Genomic DNA, 19760 nt, shown 5'->3' with positions numbered 1-19760 from the left:
CTTCGTTCGGCTCAGCCGGGTCAGCACGCCACGGCGCCGCTTTCCATCGGGCGATCGGGGCGATCAGCGTAGATGTAGAGCGGACGCGCCGTGCCTTCCACGACCTCGCGGGAGATCACGACTTCTTCCACACCTTCCAGGCCCGGCAGATCGAACATGGTCTCGAGCAGGATCGCCTCGAGGATCGAGCGCAGTCCGCGCGCGCCGGTCTTGCGCTCGATCGCCTTGCGGGCGACCGCGCCCAGCGCCTCGTCGGCGAAGGTCAGCTCGATGTTCTCCATCTCGAACAGGCGCTGGTACTGCTTGACCAGCGCGTTCTTCGGGTCGGTCAGGATCTTCTTCAGCGAGGTCTCGTCGAGATCCTCGAGCGTCGCAACCACCGGCAGACGGCCGACGAACTCAGGGATGAGGCCGTACTTCAGGAGATCCTCGGGCTCGACATGGCGGAAGATCTCGCCGGTGCGGCGGTCTTCCGGCGCCATCACCGAGGCACCGAAGCCGATCGAGGTCGACCGGCCGCGCGCGGAGATGATCTTCTCGAGACCCGAGAAGGCGCCGCCGCAGATGAACAGGATGTTGGTGGTGTCCACCTGCAGGAATTCCTGCTGCGGATGCTTGCGGCCGCCCTGCGGCGGGACCGAAGCCACCGTGCCTTCCATGATCTTGAGCAGCGCTTGCTGCACGCCCTCGCCCGACACGTCGCGGGTGATCGACGGGTTGTCGGACTTGCGGCTGATCTTGTCGATCTCGTCGATGTAGACGATGCCGCGCTGCGCGCGCTCGACGTTGTAGTCGGCGGCCTGGAGCAGCTTCAGGATGATGTTCTCGACGTCCTCGCCGACATAGCCGGCTTCGGTCAGCGTCGTCGCGTCGGCCATGGTGAAGGGCACGTCCAGGATGCGGGCGAGCGTCTGCGCGAGCAGCGTCTTGCCCGAGCCGGTCGGACCGATCAGCAGGATGTTCGACTTCGCGAGCTCGACGTCGTTGTGCTTGGTCTGGTGGTTGAGGCGCTTGTAGTGATTGTGCACCGCGACCGAGAGAACCTTCTTCGCATGGCTCTGGCCGATCACGTAGTCGTCCAGCACCTTGCAGATTTCCTTCGGCGTCGGAATACCGTCGCGCGACTTCACCAGCGAGGACTTGTTCTCCTCACGGATGATGTCCATGCAGAGCTCGACGCACTCGTCGCAGATGAAGACCGTGGGACCCGCGATCAGTTTGCGGACTTCGTGCTGGCTCTTGCCGCAGAACGAGCAATACAGCGTAATCTCGGAGAGTGACTGAACTGCCATGGCGATCTCAATTGGGTTTTCCGAGGACGAATGTAAAAGGCACAACGAAGAGCTCATCGCCCCGATCGTCGCTGACATGCAGGATCCAGTCACGCCAATCCTCGAGGCTGCGCTGGTTGGTGAGGGATTGGACTACAAGGGTCGCGCGATCGCGTGCCTCAGTGACGTCGTCCAATACGGCACCGTGGCGATCAACGAAGACCTTCTTCGTATTCGAGCAGTGAAAATATACCTGGATCAAGTTCAACCTCCTTCAAAACCGAACGAGCCGCAACAGATATCACTACTGCTGACGTCCTCGACGAGACGACGCGATTTCTGGAAGCGGTGACGCCGTAAGGATCTGCAGCCACATCCAGGTTGCCAAGAGAGGTAAGAGGATCATCTGCGCACCTCGTGGATCTTCATTGCCGGAACGCCGTCACGCTCACCCACCGCATTTTGTCGCCAACAGGTCGTTGAAGGCGTTGATCTCGGAATCAAGCGCTGCCAGAGTTCTTTCGCCGTCGGTGCATTTTGCAGCAGCCTGCCGCAGCGTCACCGATTCGTAGAAAGAAACGGCATAGGCGCGACAAGTCCGCTCCTTGTCGGCCGCCTTGGCTGGTCGGCTGCGCACCGTCTCCCAGCGCGAGCGAGACGCGTCGATGTCCTTGATCGACGTACATTCCGCCGCAACTGCGGGAATCGTGGACGCGTTGATCGCGGCAGAAGCGATGAGAACGAGTATTCTCCTCATGATCGAACTCCGCAAAGCGAATTGTTACGAGGAGAATTACAGTTCTGCGAGGCGATCTTCTATTGCACGCGAGTCGCTCCGAGTACGGCCGTGGTTGCGGTACATAAACCTTGGCTTAGAAACGGAGAGCGACGGTTTCAAATGCGGCAGAGGGGTCACTCGCCTCTTGGCGAGTGACCGCCGCACTTGGTCGACAGCGGTAGCCTGTACTTCCGGCTGATAACCGCGTTCTACGGCGACGGAGACGAAAAGCCGGGAATACAGCCTGGTCGCGCCGACGCTCTGCCGATCAATCCGACGAAGCTCGTCTCGATCTCGGTACGAACTCTTTGCAAGAGCGTGTCGCTCTCGCCGTCCTTGCCATCCCGGATCGTGACAGTTGCGGTCAAGCCGGACACGAGCGGCACACCAGGCGGCACCTTGTCGATCGCAATCCGGACTGGCACCCGCTGCGCCAAACGCACCCAGGTGTAGACAGGATCGACGTTGGGCAGTCCTTGCGTGGAAGCCGCTGCGTTGGATACGCTGACGCCACGCGTCACTGTTGCGATGTGGCCTATGATCGGCGCTGAAAAGCCCATCAGCTTTGCCTCGGCGCGGTCACCCACGCACAGCCGCGCCAGCTTCGTTTCCTCGAAGTAGCCGTCCACCCAATAGCTGTCCGTGTCGATGATGGAAACGTTGGCCGTACCTTGATGCGCATAGTCTCCCTTTCGGAGCATGAGATTGGTGACGATGCCATTCACCGGACTGCGCACCTCGGTGTTCCGCAGATTGTTCTCCGCCTGCCGCACCTGCTCCTGAGCCGCATCGACGGCGGCCTTTGCCTGAAGCGCATTTCCCTCATAGACCTGCTTCTGTTCAACGGACGCAGATAAATCAGACAAGCGGCTTCGCCGCTCAGACTGCAATTCCTTCACGTTCAAATCGGCCACCTTTTGCTGTAGGGCCGCTTTGTTTGCACGGAGCGCGACTTCGAAATCGAACGGATCGATGACATACAAGATGTCACCCTTGCGAACGAATTGATTGTCGGTGACTCGCAGCTCTTTGATTTTTGCGGAAACGTCCGGCGCCACACTTGCAACTTGCACTCGCACTCGCGCATCGCGCGTCCACGGCCCGGCGTTGTACTGGTCCCAGGCCACGAGAGCGGCCGCGACCGCAACGGCGGCTATTCCGGCTGTCGCCAGCTTGCGCAACAGAAGCCGCACCGTTCGCCAGCCATCATTTCGCCGCGGCGGGATTGATTTCGATGGAGCCGGGGCAATTTGTTCGCCCTCCCGGTGACCTTCCGATACCCTTAGGACGATCTGGTCGAACTCGCTCGCCTGGCGAGCCGGTTCCTCAGCGTCAACCAGCGAAGAACGCGAAACGATTGTCTGCATCGCGTCTTCTCGAACAGTCTCATCATAAACGGTCGCATCCATGTCGCTCTCCTCTAGCAGGCTGTTGAAGAAGTCTTCGAGCGACGCGCGATAAATGGGATGTCGTCGCCATTAAGGAGGCAGATTTCACCTTCGAGTGAGCCGTCATCCCGCAGTTCGGCCTAGCCATCACCGTTGGCTGGCTCCATTTCGTCGTTTCCCTGCCAGCCGAACTGGACGGCATCGCCGTCACAGGCTCCATGAATGCAGCCCGTGAGGCAATCGAAGGCGAACTCGCCGCCGTCGTCATCGAACAGGATGTAGGCGCCCGCCACGGCCATGTCGTAGCCTGGTGTCTCGACGACCCGCCATCTACCTCGGATGCTCATGCCGGTGCCGCCAGAAGCTTGGGCAGCCGGATCAGATTATAGGCCGCAAGCGCCAGGACGAAGACGGCATCCACCCGGTCGCGGCCTCGCAGCTTGACCTTGGCCAGGCCAGCGGAACTCTTGATCCAGCCGAAGACTTCTTCGATGCGTTTGCGGCAGCGTTGGCTGATGTCATAGCCGTCGTGACGCGTGGTACGCGCGTCGACCGCCGTCTTGCGCCGCTTGCCGGTCTTACTCAGATGTCCATTGATCGCGATATGCGGAGTAACCGATCTATCTCTCAGGTCATGCACGAACTGCGTGACGTCGTAGGCTTTGTCCGCCCCCAGAGTGACCCGCTTCGCACACCCGCGCCTGTCGATCATGGCAAGCGCAATCTCTCGTTCGGCGGTGCCAGTAGCTTGGCTCACTCCACCTAAAACCGCCAAACCATTGCGGTTCTCCATCAGCGCATGGCCCATATAGCAGAGTTTGGCCGGCTGGCCGTCGCCCTTTTTATAGAGCCTGGCCTCAGGATCGGTCGTGCTCTCATGGGTCTCGTTGGATCGCTTCTCCTTGTGGAAGCTGCGCTCGGCATTGCGTCCCGGACCGTCCTGATCTTTGTCGCTGCCATCCTTCCTCCGGAAGCTCTTGATCGAAGCCCAGGCTTCAATGAGCGTGCCGTCCACCGAGAAGTGATCGCTCGACAAAAGACGCTTCACCTTCGGCTGCGCCAAAAGCGCGTTCAAGAACTTGGCCGCAATCTCACCTTCAAGCAGCCGGTCGCGGTTCTTCGAGAAGGTTGAATGGTCCCAAACCGCATCGTCCACCCCAAGCCCGACGAACCAGCGGAACAGAAGATCGAACTCCATCCGTTCCATCAGATGCCTTTCCGAGCGAACCCCATAGAACGCCTGTAGGAGCATCGCCCGAAGCAGTTTCTCCGGTGCGATCGAGGGCCGACCGAAGTCCGTGTAGAGCTTGCCAAACTCCCCAGAAAGATCGCCCAGCGCCGCATTTGCCAGATCCCTGATCGCCCGCAGCGGGTGGTCGACGCGAACCCGAGCCTCCAGGTCAACATAACTGAACAGCGAGCCAGACCGTTCGTCACTTCCCCGCATCGTGCCACCCCAGCAAAATCCTGATCCTAGGGAATCACGATCCAAAACGCTTCGCCAGAGACTTCTTCAACAGCCTGCTAGAACAAAAGAATCAATAGGCCGAGAACCGTCACATAGAGGCTCAACTCTGCGATTGCGCTGTGACTGAACATCTTCGCAAAACCGACGACATGCAGAACCGGTCGAAGCATAGTGATCACGACGAGAGCTATCACCAGGTAGGTTACAAGTGGCGCCATCAGAACGCCTCCGACCACGAACTCTACAAAGGTGCGTGCCATCAGATTGCCTCCGACAAATCAAGATTTTGGCTCCGATCAAAGATGTTGCTTGTCAGGACAAGGCATGCCGCGACATCTACCTGGATCGAATCGTTCTGCGCAGCCTGCGAACGAATTCGGTGGGCAATAGCGCGCAAGGCGGCCGCATCTCGCTTGATGATCGCCGCGCGCGTTTCGTCTGCCAGTGGCGCAAGTGGCCCATCGGCGATTTGCATCAGCTTCGCATCACAAAGCCGGAGCATTGCCGATTGGTCGAAGCAAGAGAGCATTTCCGCGAGGGCGCGACTGTCCTGCGCTCCCCCAACGGCGAGAAACTGCCCTATCCGCGAAGCGTCCCGGAACGTCGCTTCTTCCGGCGCTTCTCCATTGCGGAAGAACGGTTCCTGCAGCTCGCTGCGGGCCTCCGCCAGAAGCCGCATCCTGCGTTTGTCGTCAGATACGGGAGGAATAAGTGTTTGCGCCGCGAGCAGGAACGCAGCTGCCGCGATAATAAACGCAGACGTGAAAAGGAAGGCCTGCGGATTGTAGTTCTGCGGATTGCTCGGCGCCAGAATGAGGATGGTGTAGGGTAGAATGGTGCGACCAAGTGATGACCACAGAAGTTTTTTGGAGGTGATGAGGAGTGCTGCACCGACCATAAAGGGAGCAAGACCGATGGCCAGCAGAAGAAAGGCGTCGGCGCCATCGAGGATGATGAACTCGAGTATGCCGGTTAGGACAATTGCGATCGGCGCAGCAACAAGCGCGATCGCGGTGAAGCCGCGCGGATTCGGAGTTGTGGCTCCTAATCCGATCATCAGCGCCACGAAAGACAGGGAAACGCTCGCCGCTGGCCACCCGGCCCAAACGTAGAAGGCCGAGGCGATTGCAAGCCATAGAGAGGCGCGGAGACCGCTTTCGGCCGCAATTCGATAGGAGCGATACAAGGGCGCTCGCCACGATAGCAACGGCCACTTGACGGATCTCAGGGCGAGCAGTTCTTGTCGAACCTGTTCGTCCCGTCGAACAAACTCGCTCCGTGCCGAAACTTCGGTTCGAACGTCACCGCCGCGGACAAGACCGCTACTCAAGGTCCGCGCAGCCTGTAATTCGGCGATTAGCGAGACCGCGGTGCTGCGGGCCGCAGCGCTCCTGACCGAGCCGCTGCTCGACTCCGGAGCGATGCTTGCGATCTCCGGCCGGAGCGCCACAATTTCTCGCAGTAGCGCCAGGAATGTCATCACGTTGCCTGGTTCGCCGCGGAAGGCTGCGCTCGCATACCCGCGAACGCGACGACGAATCGCCGCCAGCTGCGCGGCCACGCGCGTTTGACGGTCCGGAGCAAACATCAACGTATTCACCACCGCGATCGAAAGAATGCCCACCGCGATCGCAGCGCCACGCGCCATCCCGGATTCAAACACGTGCTGCGGTTTGTCGATCTGCTGTGTCGCAATGAATGCGACGGTATAGCCGGCCAGCACCGCCGCATAAGCTCGATAGCCGTCCAAGAGCTTTGCCGCGAAGACGCAAATTCCAAGCCACACCGCAAACGCCACGAGGATCAGATCCCTCGCCTGCGAGAAGAGGCCGGTGATTGCGATTGACGCTGTAACGCCCACCACGGTGGCGAGCAGTCGAAAACCTGCCTTGTCCAGCGCCTGGCCGCGGGTTGGTTCGGCGAGAACTGCAACGGTGAGCGCGGCCGTCGTCGGCGATTCAAGCTGCAACCAAAAGCTTACGAATAACGCCAGGACTGTAGCCAGCCAAACGCGGATTGCGAAGGACCAGGAGCTGAGAGGAATCTTCGCTATGGTGAACGGCTGCTCTGCAGTTGTCGCGACCACGGTAATGCCTCACCGGATTTTTCGATTGTTCGCCACTCGCGCTCAGCTCTGATGCCCCGGGGCATCGACCGAGGCAACGAAGGAATAGCCACGCCCGGGGATGTTGATGATGAACCGATTGCCGTTCTGCCCGTCACGCAGCGCGCGCCGCAGCGCGGACATGTGGACCGTGAGATTGGCAGGCTCGACAAAGACATTGGGCCAAACCCGAGTCATCAAGTCCTGCTTGCTGACCAACTCACCTCTGCGTTCAAGCAGAGCTATCAGAATTTCCAGGGCACGACTTCCGAGGCACACGGGCTTGTCACCTTCCAGCAGAAGAAACTGCGTCGGAAGCAGACGGAACGGTCCGAAGGAAATGTCGGCTGGGGCGGCGCCTGCCGATCCGGTTCGCTTCTGGACGAATGGTCTGACCGCATCCGGGCTGTGAACGGCGCGTCCGGCGTCAAGCCCCGGTTCGGGATGAAATTGCTCCAAACGTCCGAGAGCAAAAGTCGATCGCATTGTGACCTCGCGTGCCTTGGCAGGGCTGTTCCCGGCAAAGATGCTAGTGACGCTAATCTGACGATCTGGAGGACCGCGAGCTATTCCACACTGGTGGCGCGCAATGACAGATTTGGTTGCGTTTCCTAAACCTAGATTTACATGTTGCGTGGAGGGGCTCGGGCCGTGGATCATGGGTGCTCTGGCAGGATCGAGGCCGGGCAGACGTATAATTGGCTGTGCCCGGATTCGGTAATGCAGACCGCCAAGTGCACAGCAGTCCGCTCTTCGTTTGCTCCGGCACGCAGTGCCGGGAATCGCAGCGGCATCGGACCCACGAGCCGGAAGTTGCAAGAGAAGGTTGGCGGCGTAGCGCCCGCCGGCCTTTTATGTTGGTTCTCTGGGAGATCGCCCAATTGAAGGCTCTGCTAGTATGCGCGAGAGCGCCTTATCGAGCTACGGAGCTACTTTGCCGACGCAATTGTGCAAAGCGCAGCGAACGCCGACCGGTGGCGAACAGCTATAAGCCCAGGCTTTATGACTTGGTTCGTCGGTTGGCTAGGCCTTTGCCGTAAGCGGGCTGCTGTAGAATACAAGCGCCGTTAGTCCCGCGCCCGCCAGGAGCGAGAAGAAAGCTCCAAGACAGAAAGCCATGTAGCCTGACATGGGGATATCAATACCTACAGCGAGATTCGACCCGACGTAGGCCAGCACCATCGTGGCGACCAACAGGGCAAACAGGACGACAAGAGTAATCCACGATCCGATGCCATGGATCTCAGCTGGATGACCCGCGTGGGTGCAGCCTATTTCCTGATCGACTGACTTCAAAGCTGTCTCCTGTCCGAAGCTTGAACAGCGCGCCCTGTTTCGCGTTGCGCGGGCTGTTTCCCAGGGAGGCCCTCGTGACGAAGTTTATGGCTTTGGATGCGGCGAGCTATTGGACGCGAGTGGCGGGCAATGACCTACGCAGGTGCGCTACCTAATCCCAAATTTGCAGGGCATCGCGCCGGGTGCGTTCGGCCGGCGGAAGGTGGGCGCAATGACGGAGGCACTCGACTGATGCGGCCGGGGATTAGCGCCGCAACGGTGTACAGCTCAGGTGCGCTGCGGCGTGCCGGGCACCAGCTTGAGCTTGTCAGCCATCCGGCCAAGCTCAGGAAGGGAGCCGGCCTGCATCTTCTGCATCGCCCTGCTGCGATGCACTTTCACCGTGGCTTCGGCGATGCCGATGTCGTGGGCAATCTGTTTGCTCAGGCGGCCGCGAGCGACCTGAATCACGATTTCGCGCTCCCTGGGGCTCAATGACCCGAAGCGCTCCCTGAGAGCGGCCAGGTCCTTGTCGTTTTCCCGCCGTGCACGATCGCGCGAGAGGCCGAGCTGAATAGCGTCGAGGAGATCCTGATCGCGGAACGGCTTCGTCAGGAACTCGATGGCGCCCCCTTTCATGGCCTGCACGGACATTGGGATGTCGCCGTGCCCGGTGACGAAGATGATCGGAATCTCCCTGTTTGCCGCCGCAAGCTCGCGCTGGAGATCGAGGCCGCTTTGACCGGGCAATCTGATGTCGAGCACCAGACATGTGGGACAGTCGGGTGGATCGGACTTCAGGAAGTCGGAAATAGAGGCAAAAAGCTGAACATTGATCCCGAGCGATCGCAACAGCCGCCCGACGGACGCGCGGAGGTCCGGATCGTCGTCGATGACCAACACGGTGGAGGTTGCGTCAGACATCGCTGCCACTCGGAAGAGATCGCGAAAATCAGCCTTTGTCTTGGTTTCAGGTTTGGCCGGACCGTGCATTTTTAGTCCCAATCCCGGGACCTGAAAAGTCCCATTTTCCTGGAGGATCCGCGCGGGGTACACCAAAGTTTACGCCACCGACACAGCTCGCCCTCGTCCGGCCCGCTGATCGACCTTGGCTGGACGATCTCCGGTTGGTCCGATCGCTGTTGAGCGATGCTGCCCATCAGCTCAGGTAAGCCACTCAGATTCAGCACTAACAGCCGGTCGGGCCAATACCTTGGCCGCATCATCGCGCGTAGCCTTCTCGGCTCGACGCTCGTAGTCCTCGGCAAGGGCCCTTAGCTGATCCGCGATCGCTTGATCGGTCATGGTTTTGGCGGTGTGGAGCAAAGTCTGCGCTGTCTTCAAGTACTGTTTGCCTCGTTGTGATATCTGGAGCGTCATGAGGCCCTCGCGCGGTTTTCGAGCGACTGGTCGAAAGCGACTTGGAACCAGCCCATCCAATTGCGGTCATTTTGGCGGCGCGCTTTGAAGCGATCGACGCACTTGCTGGAGCAAAGCGGGGTTCGCCACGAATAATGCCGGACGAGACCAAACTTGCCATCGCAGATTGCGCATCGCGCGGCCTTGTCAGAGCCTTGGCTTTCTAGGCGGTATGGCATTGTTCTCTCCCCTCAGTCTTTGCGCATTTCCAACGCATGCAGACTAGGGGAATCGTCACCAACATCTCAATTGAGCGCAGGTCGACGTCGGGCATCCCAGGGTGGCAGGACGACGATACGAAGGCTTACGACGGCCGGACGGGATCCTAAGGTCGCCGAGGTGTGATCCCGGCGTCGCTGTCCGTCAGCCGAAGTCCTGATCAGAAGCCATGGCTGGCTGGCTCCGGCATTGTCGTCGAGGTAAGCCAAAGTTTATGGGGCACCAGCACGGCACTGGTGGCATTCTTGACGCAAGTCAAGCAATCCCACGCGGAGCTACGGCACTGTCAGGCCGCACAAGGGGTCCTACGAATGGCCACATAGGGACATGATGAAAAAGGTACTGGTTTCAGTCGTCGATGATGATCGGTTCTTCCGTGAGTCCATGTGCAGGCTCATGAGATCGCTGGGCCATACGGTCGACATTTTCTCGTCTGCAGCCGACTTTCTCGCCTCCCCGCGCCTCGCCGAAACAGCCTGCCTGATCACCGACATCCATATGCCTGCCATGACCGGCCTCGAACTCTTCCGGCGCCTTACCGACACGGGCCACACGATTCCGACGATCCTCGTGACTGCGTTTCCTAATGACGATGACCGGGCTCGCGCCCTGAACAACGGCGCCGCGTGTTACCTGCGCAAGCCGGTGGATGAAGAGCGTCTCACGCAGTGTGTCCGCGAGGCTCTCAAGTCCGCTGGGTCGCACGAAGACGATTCGTGAGCTTTGCTACGGCACTGACAAGGCGAACTGAAACACGGCTCTGCGAGGCTCCGTCGTCTCCGCCCGCAGGTCGCAAGAACGGTCCATTCTCATCGTTGGGCTGCTCGCGGTTGGCGAGCCCCATGAGTCCGATCCAAGGAGTGTATCCATGGAAGAGCAGTCCAAGTTGGCCGAGAGGATTCTCGATCAGGTCGCTGACGCCGTCATCTGTACGAACCACTCGGGAGCCATCATTCGCTGGAACCCTGCTTGTACCGCGTTGTTTGGCTATTCCGCCGAGGAGGCGCTCGGCCAAAGCGTCGAACTGATCATACCCGAGCATCTGCGAGCTGCACATTGGACCGGCTACGACGCCGCGATGACAAAGGGTGCTACGAAGCTTCAGGGCCGACCGACACTCACCCGCGCCCTGCACAAGAGCGGACGCAAGCTGTACGTCGAGATGACCTTTGCGATTGTCAAAGGCGACACCAAAAACGATGCACTTGGCGCGGTCGCGATAGCACGCGACGTAACAGAGCGCGTTGAACGAGAGCGCCCTGCAAGTCGGTCATCCTGACCACTCCGAACGATGGGCTCGTGGCGCACGAATTAGACTGCCTTTCGCGCCGCAAGAGCCGGACCGTGAGCCTGGTCCTAATCTGCCTGCCACAGGTCCGGGCCGAACATTTCGTACTGGATGTCGCGGGGCGGAATACCAAGCCCGATCAGGGCGCTGCGGATCCCATGCATGAACGGAACCGGCCCGCACAGGTGATACAACGCATCGTCGGGCAGGCGGACCTGTGACAGGTCCATCCTGCCGGCGAAGACCCCTTGCACCGGCAATTGGCTTTCAGCGCCCTGCTCGTACCAGACGTAGAAGGAGGCTTTGGCCAGTGCGACGATGTCGTCGCGAATCTGGCTGCGGAGAGCAAAGGCGCTCTCGTTGTGATCGGCGTGCAGCAGCATGATCGGCAAATGGGATCTAACGGTGGCAAGGTGCGAGAGCATCCCGGCCATTGGAGTAATTCCAATACCCGCACTGATGAACACCATCGGGCGCCCAGAGTAGTCATCGAGCACCAGTGGACCGAACGGGACAGAGATGCTCAGCACGTCGCCAACCCTGACGCTGGTGTGCAACAGCGTCGACGCCTCTCCGTCGGGCTTTCCTGCTGCGCCGTACACTCTTTTGACCGTAAACTGGCGGGACTCTCCTTGGTCGGCCCGGCTCAGGCTATACTGGCGCGGCTGCCGCGTGCCGTCCGGCAGCGGCACCTGCACCGATATATATTGGCCGGGAAGCGACGGCTTCACCAGGTGGTCCTCGATGCGCTTGACGACAAACGTCACCACGTCATCGGTCTCATGGATCTTCTTCTCGACCTCCCATTGCCGCCATACCGTCTGCGGTCGCACGCCGCGCGCGCCGTAGAGGCCGCGCTCCACGTGGGTCAGGGTGTAGGCCATCAGCCAGTACACCTCATCCCACGCTGCCGCGACGTCCGGTGTCACCGCGTCACCCAGCACCTCCGCAATGGCCGGCATCAGGTTCTCATGGACGACCTGGTACTGCTCCGGCTTGATGCCCAGCGACGTGTGCTTGTGCGCGATGCGGGACAGAAGGCTCTCGGGCAGCTGATCAGGCGTGTTCACCAGGGACGTGGCGAACGCGGCCACCGATCCAGCCAATGCTTGCTGCTGGGTGCCGTCTGCCTGGTTGCCGCGGTTGAAGGTCCCGTCCAGCAGTTCCGGGTGAGCGGAAAATAGCTTTCGATAAAAGCACTGGGCGATTTCCTGGATGTGCGCGCCGACGGCTGGCAGTGTCGCCTGAATGACGGGTCTAGACTTGTCTGAGAGCACGACGCTCCTCCGTTTAATGCGTTGTTGCGGCGTCTCGATAGCTACGTCGCGGGACCTGAAAGCGTGAGTTAAAGCCGCCAAAGCTCCGCAAATTTGTAATAACGGCCCCAACAGACGACGTTGCGCACGACGGCAGCACGGAGGGGTGGAACACCGGCACTACGTCAAGCTTTGCGCCTGCCGGGATGTCCGCAGGCGCGCTTCGCGCAATTCGCGGCCTTTGATCAGGACGCTGCGGACAACAGAGCCTTCCGGGGTCGTGTGTTACGCGCGCAGGCCGGTAGATGAAGAGCGTCTCACGCGATGTGTTCGTACGGCTCTCAGGTCCGCTGGCTCGCCTGAAGAGAAGGCGTGAGCTCTCTTGTGGTAGCGGGCAATGTGAACTGAAATACCGCGCCGCGAGGCTCGTTCGCTCCCGCCCACAGCTTGCCCCCATGAGCATGGATGATGGAGCGGCAGATCGACAGCCCCATCCCCGTTCCACTGGACTTCGTGGTGTAGAAGGCGTCGAAGATCCGGTCGAGATGCGCTGGATCAATGCCTGGGCCAGAGTCGCGAACGGCCACGAGGACGCCTGCCTGGTCTCGCTGGGTGCTGACCACCAGCTCTCTTGCCCCCTCCTCGACCGAACCCATTGCTTCAGCCGCATTCAGGAGGAGGTTCAGCAAGACTTGCTGCAATTGAACGCGATCCCCCTCAACGGGAAACAATCCGCCGGCAAGCCGGGTCTGGACGGAGACACCATTTTGGTTGGTCACGCTTCGCGCCAATGCGATCACCTCATTGATTGCCGCATTAAGGTCGAAACGCTGCTTTCGCGGTGGCGCCTTCTTCATTTGCTCTCGGATACGGTCGATGATGTCCCCGGCTCGGTCTGCGTCTCCAACGACACAGGAGAGTGCTTCCGTGACCTCGCCCAGTTCCGGCGGCTGCATCTTCAGAAAATTCTGGGCCGCCCGGGCGTTGTTGCGCGCGCTGGCGATCGGTTGCGTGATTTCGTGGGACAGCGAGGCGGCCAATTCTCCCATCATGCTCACGCGGTTCAAGTGGGCGAAATCCGATTGCATCTGCTGCAATCGCGTCAACGCCTGTGTGCGATCCTCGACGTCCGTCAGGAGAACATACCAACGAGTAATGCGCCCGGAGCCATCGCGAATTGGGACGCCGCGGACGTCAAACCATCGATATTCGCCGTCGAACCGCCTCAAGCGGTTTTCGGTCTCAAAGGGAACACCGGCGGCGATTGATTTTGTAAAAAGTTCAACGAGACGGCTAAGGTCATCAGGATGTACCGGTCCGTTTGTGGTCCAGTTCTTCAGCTCTTCCGGTGACCGGCCACAATACTCGACGATTTGGCGATTGAGAGCTTCGACCTTACCATTCGGGGCCAAGACCGCAACCAGCCCCGGTATCCCGTCAATTGCCGAGCGCAAACTTCGCTCGCTTTCACGCAGCGCCTCCTCCGCCTGCTTGAGCTCGGTCAAATCGAGCACGAACGCGACGCCCTCGTCGCCTCCTTCCTCGAACAACGTGGCGCCAATAAGCACGGGAACGCGGCTGCCGTCCTTCCGACAATACTCCTTCTCGAAGGGCGGCACGATCCCTCTTGAGTCCAGTAGTGTTCGTGTGAGCAAGTCGCGTTCGCGCCATTCCGGGGGACTCAGCTCGGGCCAGTGCACACGGCCCGCAGCCAGGTCCACACGGTCATATCCCAGCATGCGGAGAAACGCGTCATTGGCTTCAATAATCTGACCTTTGCGGGCAAAGAAGATCCCGATAATGTTGGCGTCGACCAAACGCCTGATCTTCGCTTCCCGATCTGCGAGATCGCGGTAAAGCCGTGAATTTTCAAGCGATATTGCTGCTTGCGACGCAAGCACCTCCAGCAGTTGACGCGATCAGGCGTGAAAACGTTCGGCGCCAGATTATTCTCCAGGTAAAGAACACCGATGAGCTTGTCCTGGCTAATCAATGGCAAACAGAGAATGGAACGGGGAAGGCTCCGAACGATATAAGGATCGGCAGAAAACGCATTCTGAGACGACGCATCATTGAGACTCAGACGTTCGCGGGTGCGCGTTCCGTATCGAACGAGTGACTCCGGAAAGCTGGCTGCAGCATCGGGACTATCCCGCAGATGCACCGTTACATGCTCGCCTCTGGCGAACGCTTGCGCTTCTATCTGCAGTACGTCTCCTCGCGGAACGATCAAGAGACCTCGCTCTGCGCCGGCATGCTCGATAGCCGCTCGCAAGAGCCTGTCGATGAGTTTTTCGAGAACCATCTCGCCAGAAAGCGCTTGCGAGACTTCGATCATTGTCGCGAGATCGAGATGCTCGACCGGCGTTTCGATCGTGCCCGCTGGAGCAGGCGCACGCTCGACCTGCCTCAGCCGTGGATGGAGCTGGTCGAGTTGCCGCACCTTTCCGTCGGCCCCCCATCGAAGATAAGCCCGCCGTGCGTTTCCCAGGTAGAGATGCGCAATGTCCTCGAAGCCGCGCGCTGCGTAAAAGCGGGCAGCCAGCTCATAGGCGAGCGCTTCGTTGTGGACAAAGCTGTTTGCTTGGGTCGAGCGGATCGCCCGCTCGTAAAGACGCTGGGCGTCCAGCTCGCGCCCTTCCAAACGGGCGATCTCAGCACCGACAAGGGCGGCGCGGTTCTCGAAATTCTCCGGGCCGTTCTCCGCCCAGATTCCGAGCTGTTGGTGATGCGCGGCCAGAACCTCCAAATGCTGTCGGCGCTGATCGGCTGATGCGGAGTCACAGGATGAAGCGCGCGCGAGCGCGCTGTAAAAGTGATATTCCGCGACTTCCATGGCAGGCAGCGATGTCCAGAGCAGCGGTTGCGCCCTAAGCGACGCGTCGACGGCTGCAGCAAAGTCGCCGGCCAGGAAACTCGCCTGGAGCTTGCGGATCCAGTACCAGCACTCGGCAAATGCCAGGTTCCGATTGCTGGACAAACGGCTTACGATCCGGCCTTCATCGAATTGCTGGTCGTCGAAAGAGCCAAATCGGCGCGTCGACCCGCGCAACATTCGGACCAGCGCAAGCTGCGTCGCGATGACATCGATGACCAGACCGAACTGCATCTGCTGCGCCAACGCCAATCCCTGCTCGGCCTCGCGCTGAACCTCGTCAAGCGGATCGCCTACCATGAGCATGTTAGAGTTCAGATGGGCGCGGCTGTACACCGCGTAGGTGAGATCGCCCGTCTTGTTTGCAACGTCGAACGCCCGATGCAGCAGATCGCGCCCACTCCGGGCATGCCTTGTCCATGGCGTGACCTGGTTGCCGAAATTCATGAAAATCCTGGCCAGGAAGTGCTTCAAATCGCGCCGCTCGACCAGTTCGTAGCCGACCCGGCCAAACCGATATCCGGCCTTGTAGTCCCCGAAAAACGGACCGGCGACCATGCCTACCCGAACATAGGCGTTTGACGAACCATCGCTGTTGCCGCGCTCGAGGCTGAGACTAACCGCCCGGCAGCTGACCAACGCCAGCAGGTTCGCATCCGTGAACACCGCCGGTGGCCCGAGCTTGGTCAGAACATCGATAAACGCGAGGGATGCGGGATCGGTCATCAGCGGCAGGTCAACCAGCTCCTCGATCGCGCGGCCGCCGAGCTTTGACCCGATCAGCTGATATTCGTGGCGCACCTGCTCGTCCGCAGGATGTGCCGTCCAAGCCACGCCCACATGTTGGAGATAGTCCAGACCAACCGCGACCGCTTCGCTCATCCGGCCGCGGGTCGTACACACGTCGATTCGCAGGCATGCGACGGCCGCCCGTTCGAGGGTATTGGCGGCGCGGGCTGCCAGCAACGTCAGCCGATCCTCCGCCGCGGCCAGCTCGCCTGTAAAGAATTCGCATTCGGCCCAGTGAAGCTCCAATTCAAACATGAGCTCACGCCGGCGCTCCCAAGAGTCCTCCGGCAGCTGCGCCGCACCAGCAGCTATGTACTTCAGCGCCGCGCCATAGGCCGTCGACGACTTGGCGCGCTTGCCCGCGATCAGATTCAGTCGGGCCAGCTGCTCGCGCTCATCGGATGAGGAGATCAATGGCGCGCCGCGATTGAGCTGGTTGACGATTTCGAAGATCGCCTGCTCGCGTTGCTCCGGCGCCGTGCTCGTCAGCAGGAGGCGGCCGATGCGAAGGTGAGCTTCGGCGCGAGACACCTCGGGAATCAGGGAATATGCGGCTTCCTGCACCCGGTCATGGATGAACCGGTAGGAGTCTCGCCGGCGCTCGACCAATTCCTCACAGAGCGCATCCCAGAGAGCCACGTGAACCTGGTCTTGCGTGATCCCCAGCGCGATCGCCAGCGTGGTTGTGTCGGCGACGGCGCCGAGACAGGCGAGCTGCTTCAGAGCCTGCCGCGTACTTTCCGGACGGCGAACCAGCTTCTGAACCATGAGGTCAACCACATTGTCGGTGTACCCCTTCGCATGAAGGCGCTGGAGGTCCCAGGACCATCGCCCCCGCCCGTGATCAAGGGCCAGGAGCCCCTCGTCGGCAAGCGCGTGAAGAAACTGGATAACGAAGAACGGATTCCCCTCGGTTTTCGCTTGCACCAAGCTTGCAAGCGGATCGGCTTGTTCCGCGTCGCACCGGAGCGTGTCCGCGACAAGGTTTCCGAGGTCCGTGGTCGTCAAGGGCGCCAGCTTGATGTCCTGCACTCTTCCGGTTGCGCGGATCGCCTCCAGCTTGCGCATGAGCGGATGCGCTGCGGTGACCTCATTATCGCGGAATGCGCCGATGAGGAGGAGATTGCGGAGATCGGACCGGCTCAACAGATGTTCCAAAAGGTCGAGCGTCGCCGCATCGAGCCATTGCAAGTCGTCGAGGAACAGCGCGAGGGGATGTTCCGGCCGAGCGAACACACCGACGAGCTGTCGAAGCACCATCTGAAAGCGCCGTTGTGCGTCCCGTGGTGGAAGCTCAACGACCGGCGGTGGCTCTCCGATGAGGGCCTTCAGCTCAGGAACGAGACTTACCATCAGTGCTGCGTTAGATCCCAGCGTCTCCTGCAAGGCGTCGCGCCATGGTGCGAGATCGGCATCGCTCTTGCCGAGCAGCGGCCGGATCAGGGTCTGAAGCGCCTGTGCCAGCGTCGCGTAGGGAATATCGCGTTTGAGCTGATCGAATTTGCCGGAAGCGAACAGGCCACGCGGCGGCACCAGCACCGGCTGGAGCTCGTTGACAACCGAGGACTTGCCAATGCCGGAATAGCCGGAGACCAGGACCAGTTCGGGGGCACCACCCTTGACGACCCGATCGAAGGCAGCGAGCAAGGTCTCGACCTCGCGTTGCCGGCCATACAGTCTCTCGGGTATCAACAGCCGGTCGGGTATGTCGTGTTCGCCGAGTGGAAAGTCGTCGATCCGGCGCTGCGCTTCCCATTCGTTCTGGCAGCTCCGAAGGTCGCTTTCGAGGCCACCCGCCGTTTGATAGCGGTCTTCGGCTCTCTTCGCGAGCAGCTTGATGACGATCGCCGAAATAGCAGCGGGAATTTCCTTCACCCGCTCGGCCGGCGTCACCGGCCGCCTGGCGAGATGGCAGTGCACCCATTCCATGGGGTCGGCGGCGGTAAACGGCAACGCGCCAGTGAGCATCTGATAGAAGGTGACGCCGAGCGCGTAGAGGTCGCTGCGGGAATCGATTGAGCGATTCATCCGTCCGGTCTGCTCCGGCGCCATGTAGGCGAGTGTGCCGGCGATCGTCTCAGGAGGATGAGGCGACTGGCGTTCGCGCGCGAACCGCGAGGCGATGCCGAACCCGGTCAACCGCACCTCACCGGTCGCCTTGTTGAGCAGGATGTTGGTCGGCTTGATATCTTTGTGAACGAGCCCGCGCTGGTGAAGTTTGCCGGTAGCCAACGAAATCGCGATGGCGATTTGCAAGAAGCGTCCAACCTCCATCGGCACGCCGAGCAGCCGGTCGACCGGCTCACCGCCCTCATCTTCGAGCACGAGCATCGTCCGACCGGCGTCGCGGACGAGGTCCAGCGGCCGCACCGCCCACGCCCTGTCGAGTTCGTCCTTCAGCTCATATTCATGCGTCAGGCGATCGAGGCTTGAACGAGATGGGTGGTCGGCGGCAGGAGCAACGAGCAGGACGGCGCGCTGTTTGCCGTCATCGTCCAATCGCCAGCCGCGGTGAAAGACGCGTTCGCTGTCTCTCCACAAGACCTGAGAGCCACCATCCGAGTACGCAACGTTCAGCGAATGCGGCACCATCATCAGCCTCCGGCATCCGTAGCTCGAATCGAGGTCGGCCAACCAGGCTTTACGTGCGCAATGCGCCCGAACCTCTCTCGGGCCTGCAGAAATGGTACCGCATCGCCTGAGAAATGCCAGCTGTCGGTTCGTCTTGTCCGATCCAATGTGCCCGGTTCCGCCCTCCCCTTAGTAGCAATTTAGCGCGATTTGCCGGCCTTTACTCGCGCGAGGGCGGCTCATGCGGCCTAGCTGGAGGCCAGTACTGGCAGGCTGAAAGAATGGAATCCAAATGGCCATAACACGCGACAACATTTTGACCTCACTCAAAGCTCTCGCCACAGCCGCACTTATGTCGGCCGTGACGACAATCCCGGCTCTCGCTCAGCCGCCCTTTGGAGATCCGGACGCTTTCCAGGCGATGTATCCGTATCGAGACGTGCTGAATGAAGGCACATCAACACCGGCTGCCAAGCTGGCTCTTGAGCCACCTTCGATGCTGCAGGCCCTCCAGGAGAGGGAGAGCGGGATTCGGTCCGAGCACGCGCAACGTGCCGGAACACCCGTCACATGGCCATCCACGCATATTCGGTCGTTGGTGCACGCGAAGTCGTTCGCATGTTCAGCCGATCTCCCTGCGCCATGTATTCGAACGATGCAGATCGTAGTCCGGTCTCAGGACCATGGATGGAAACGATCGATGCACAGAAAGCCCGAACGTCCGTTGATCTTGCTGACCCAACGCACGCCGATACGCCGTCCTCACTAGCAACATTTTGGCGCGATTTGCGGCGCTTCACTCGCGCCGACTGCGCATGCGGGTCAAATGGAAACCGACGCACTCAAGCGTGAAACAAAGGAGATCCAGATGCCCACCGCCACAGGACTGAGAGCTTCGATAGCGAACCAGCTTCCCTCGCCGGTTCAGGAAGAAGCCCCGACGAAGTGGACCACTCCACGGATCGTCGAGATCGCCGTCGGTCTCGAAATCAATTCTTACGCCCGCGCCGAGCTGAACTAAGGCCGGCGATCAACGAGCTGAGCCTCGAGCCCTCGGAG

16 protein-coding genes and 1 pseudogene are annotated in these 19760 nt (G+C 60.5%); 3 read left to right on the top strand and 14 right to left on the bottom strand.

All coding sequences use genetic code 11. The annotated features are described in order from the left end of the window. Positions 1–20: 20 nt before the first annotated feature. From clpX to NLM33_RS05545, 12 genes are all read right to left on the bottom strand, one after another. Positions 21–1292, bottom strand: coding sequence for an ATP-dependent Clp protease ATP-binding subunit ClpX (gene clpX / locus NLM33_RS05600; RefSeq protein WP_254095127.1), 1272 nt, complete (start codon positions 1290–1292; stop codon positions 21–23). Positions 1293–1299: 7 nt separating this feature from the next. Further along, positions 1300–1533, bottom strand: coding sequence for a hypothetical protein (locus NLM33_RS05595; RefSeq protein ID WP_254095126.1), 234 nt, complete (start codon positions 1531–1533; stop codon positions 1300–1302). A 186-nt stretch (positions 1534–1719) separates the two neighbouring features. Continuing rightward, positions 1720–2028 (bottom strand): hypothetical protein, encoded by a 309-nt coding sequence (locus NLM33_RS05590; RefSeq protein WP_254095125.1) that lies wholly within the window; start codon positions 2026–2028, stop codon positions 1720–1722. Positions 2029–2258: 230 nt separating this feature from the next. Continuing rightward, a complete protein-coding gene (locus NLM33_RS05585) occupies positions 2259–3458 on the bottom strand; it encodes an HlyD family secretion protein (protein WP_254095124.1) in 1200 nt (399 codons plus the stop codon). Positions 3459–3577: 119 nt separating this feature from the next. Next, a complete protein-coding gene (locus NLM33_RS05580) occupies positions 3578–3784 on the bottom strand; it encodes a hypothetical protein (protein ID WP_254094631.1) in 207 nt (68 codons plus the stop codon). Then, the gene (locus NLM33_RS05575) at positions 3781–4884 is read right to left on the bottom strand and encodes an IS5 family transposase (RefSeq protein ID WP_254094633.1); all 1104 of its coding nucleotides are present in this window, start codon (positions 4882–4884) and stop codon (positions 3781–3783) included. The genes NLM33_RS05580 and NLM33_RS05575 overlap by 4 nt, the downstream gene beginning before the upstream one ends. Before the next feature lie 77 nt (positions 4885–4961). Next, the gene (locus NLM33_RS05570) at positions 4962–5165 is read right to left on the bottom strand and encodes a DUF1656 domain-containing protein (RefSeq protein ID WP_254095123.1); all 204 of its coding nucleotides are present in this window, start codon (positions 5163–5165) and stop codon (positions 4962–4964) included. Further along, complete coding sequence (locus NLM33_RS05565) at positions 5165–6991, bottom strand: FUSC family protein (RefSeq protein ID WP_254095122.1); 1827 nt, start codon at positions 6989–6991, stop codon at positions 5165–5167. Before NLM33_RS05565 ends, NLM33_RS05570 begins: the two co-directional genes overlap by 1 nt. 42 nt (positions 6992–7033) lie before the next feature. Then, the gene (locus NLM33_RS05560) at positions 7034–7495 is read right to left on the bottom strand and encodes a transcriptional regulator (RefSeq protein ID WP_254095121.1); all 462 of its coding nucleotides are present in this window, start codon (positions 7493–7495) and stop codon (positions 7034–7036) included. Between the two features lie 537 nt (positions 7496–8032). Beyond that, complete coding sequence (locus NLM33_RS05555; protein ID WP_254095120.1) at positions 8033–8305, bottom strand: hypothetical protein; 273 nt, start codon at positions 8303–8305, stop codon at positions 8033–8035. A gap of 267 nt (positions 8306–8572) precedes the next feature. Continuing rightward, the gene (locus NLM33_RS05550) at positions 8573–9208 is read right to left on the bottom strand and encodes a response regulator transcription factor (RefSeq protein WP_254105661.1); all 636 of its coding nucleotides are present in this window, start codon (positions 9206–9208) and stop codon (positions 8573–8575) included. 240 nt (positions 9209–9448) lie between these two features. Further along, positions 9449–9664, bottom strand: a complete 216-nt coding sequence (locus NLM33_RS05545) for a hypothetical protein (RefSeq protein ID WP_254095119.1) — start codon at positions 9662–9664, stop codon at positions 9449–9451. A gap of 588 nt (positions 9665–10252) precedes the next feature. Here NLM33_RS05545 and NLM33_RS05540 point away from each other — a divergent pair. Both NLM33_RS05540 and NLM33_RS05535 read left to right on the top strand, forming a co-directional pair. Continuing rightward, positions 10253–10642: a response regulator transcription factor gene (locus NLM33_RS05540; RefSeq protein ID WP_254095118.1), complete on the top strand. Its 390-nt coding sequence runs from the start codon at positions 10253–10255 to the stop codon at positions 10640–10642. Between the two features lie 148 nt (positions 10643–10790). Further along, on the top strand, positions 10791–11201 hold the full coding sequence (locus NLM33_RS05535) for a PAS domain S-box protein (protein WP_254095117.1): 411 nt from the start codon (positions 10791–10793) through the stop codon (positions 11199–11201). A gap of 77 nt (positions 11202–11278) precedes the next feature. Here NLM33_RS05535 and NLM33_RS05530 read toward each other — a convergent pair whose 3' ends face one another. Both NLM33_RS05530 and NLM33_RS05525 read right to left on the bottom strand, forming a co-directional pair. Further along, positions 11279–12487 (bottom strand): globin domain-containing protein, encoded by a 1209-nt coding sequence (locus NLM33_RS05530; protein WP_254095116.1) that lies wholly within the window; start codon positions 12485–12487, stop codon positions 11279–11281. 320 nt (positions 12488–12807) lie between these two features. Beyond that, positions 12808–18722, bottom strand: a pseudogene (locus NLM33_RS05525) (AAA family ATPase). A gap of 805 nt (positions 18723–19527) precedes the next feature. On the opposite strand from NLM33_RS05525, the gene pqqA reads away from it, so the two are divergent. Then, positions 19528–19722 carry a pyrroloquinoline quinone precursor peptide PqqA gene (pqqA, locus tag NLM33_RS05520; protein ID WP_254095115.1) on the top strand — a complete coding sequence of 65 codons (195 nt, stop codon included), beginning with the start codon at positions 19528–19530 and terminating at the stop codon, positions 19720–19722. Positions 19723–19760: the final 38 nt, after the last annotated feature.

Source organism: Bradyrhizobium sp. CCGUVB1N3 (assembly GCF_024199925.1).
Taxonomy (GTDB): domain Bacteria; phylum Pseudomonadota; class Alphaproteobacteria; order Rhizobiales; family Xanthobacteraceae; genus Bradyrhizobium.
The sequence above is the reverse complement of the archived record's forward strand: the minus strand, read 5'-3'. Positions and strand labels throughout refer to the sequence as shown.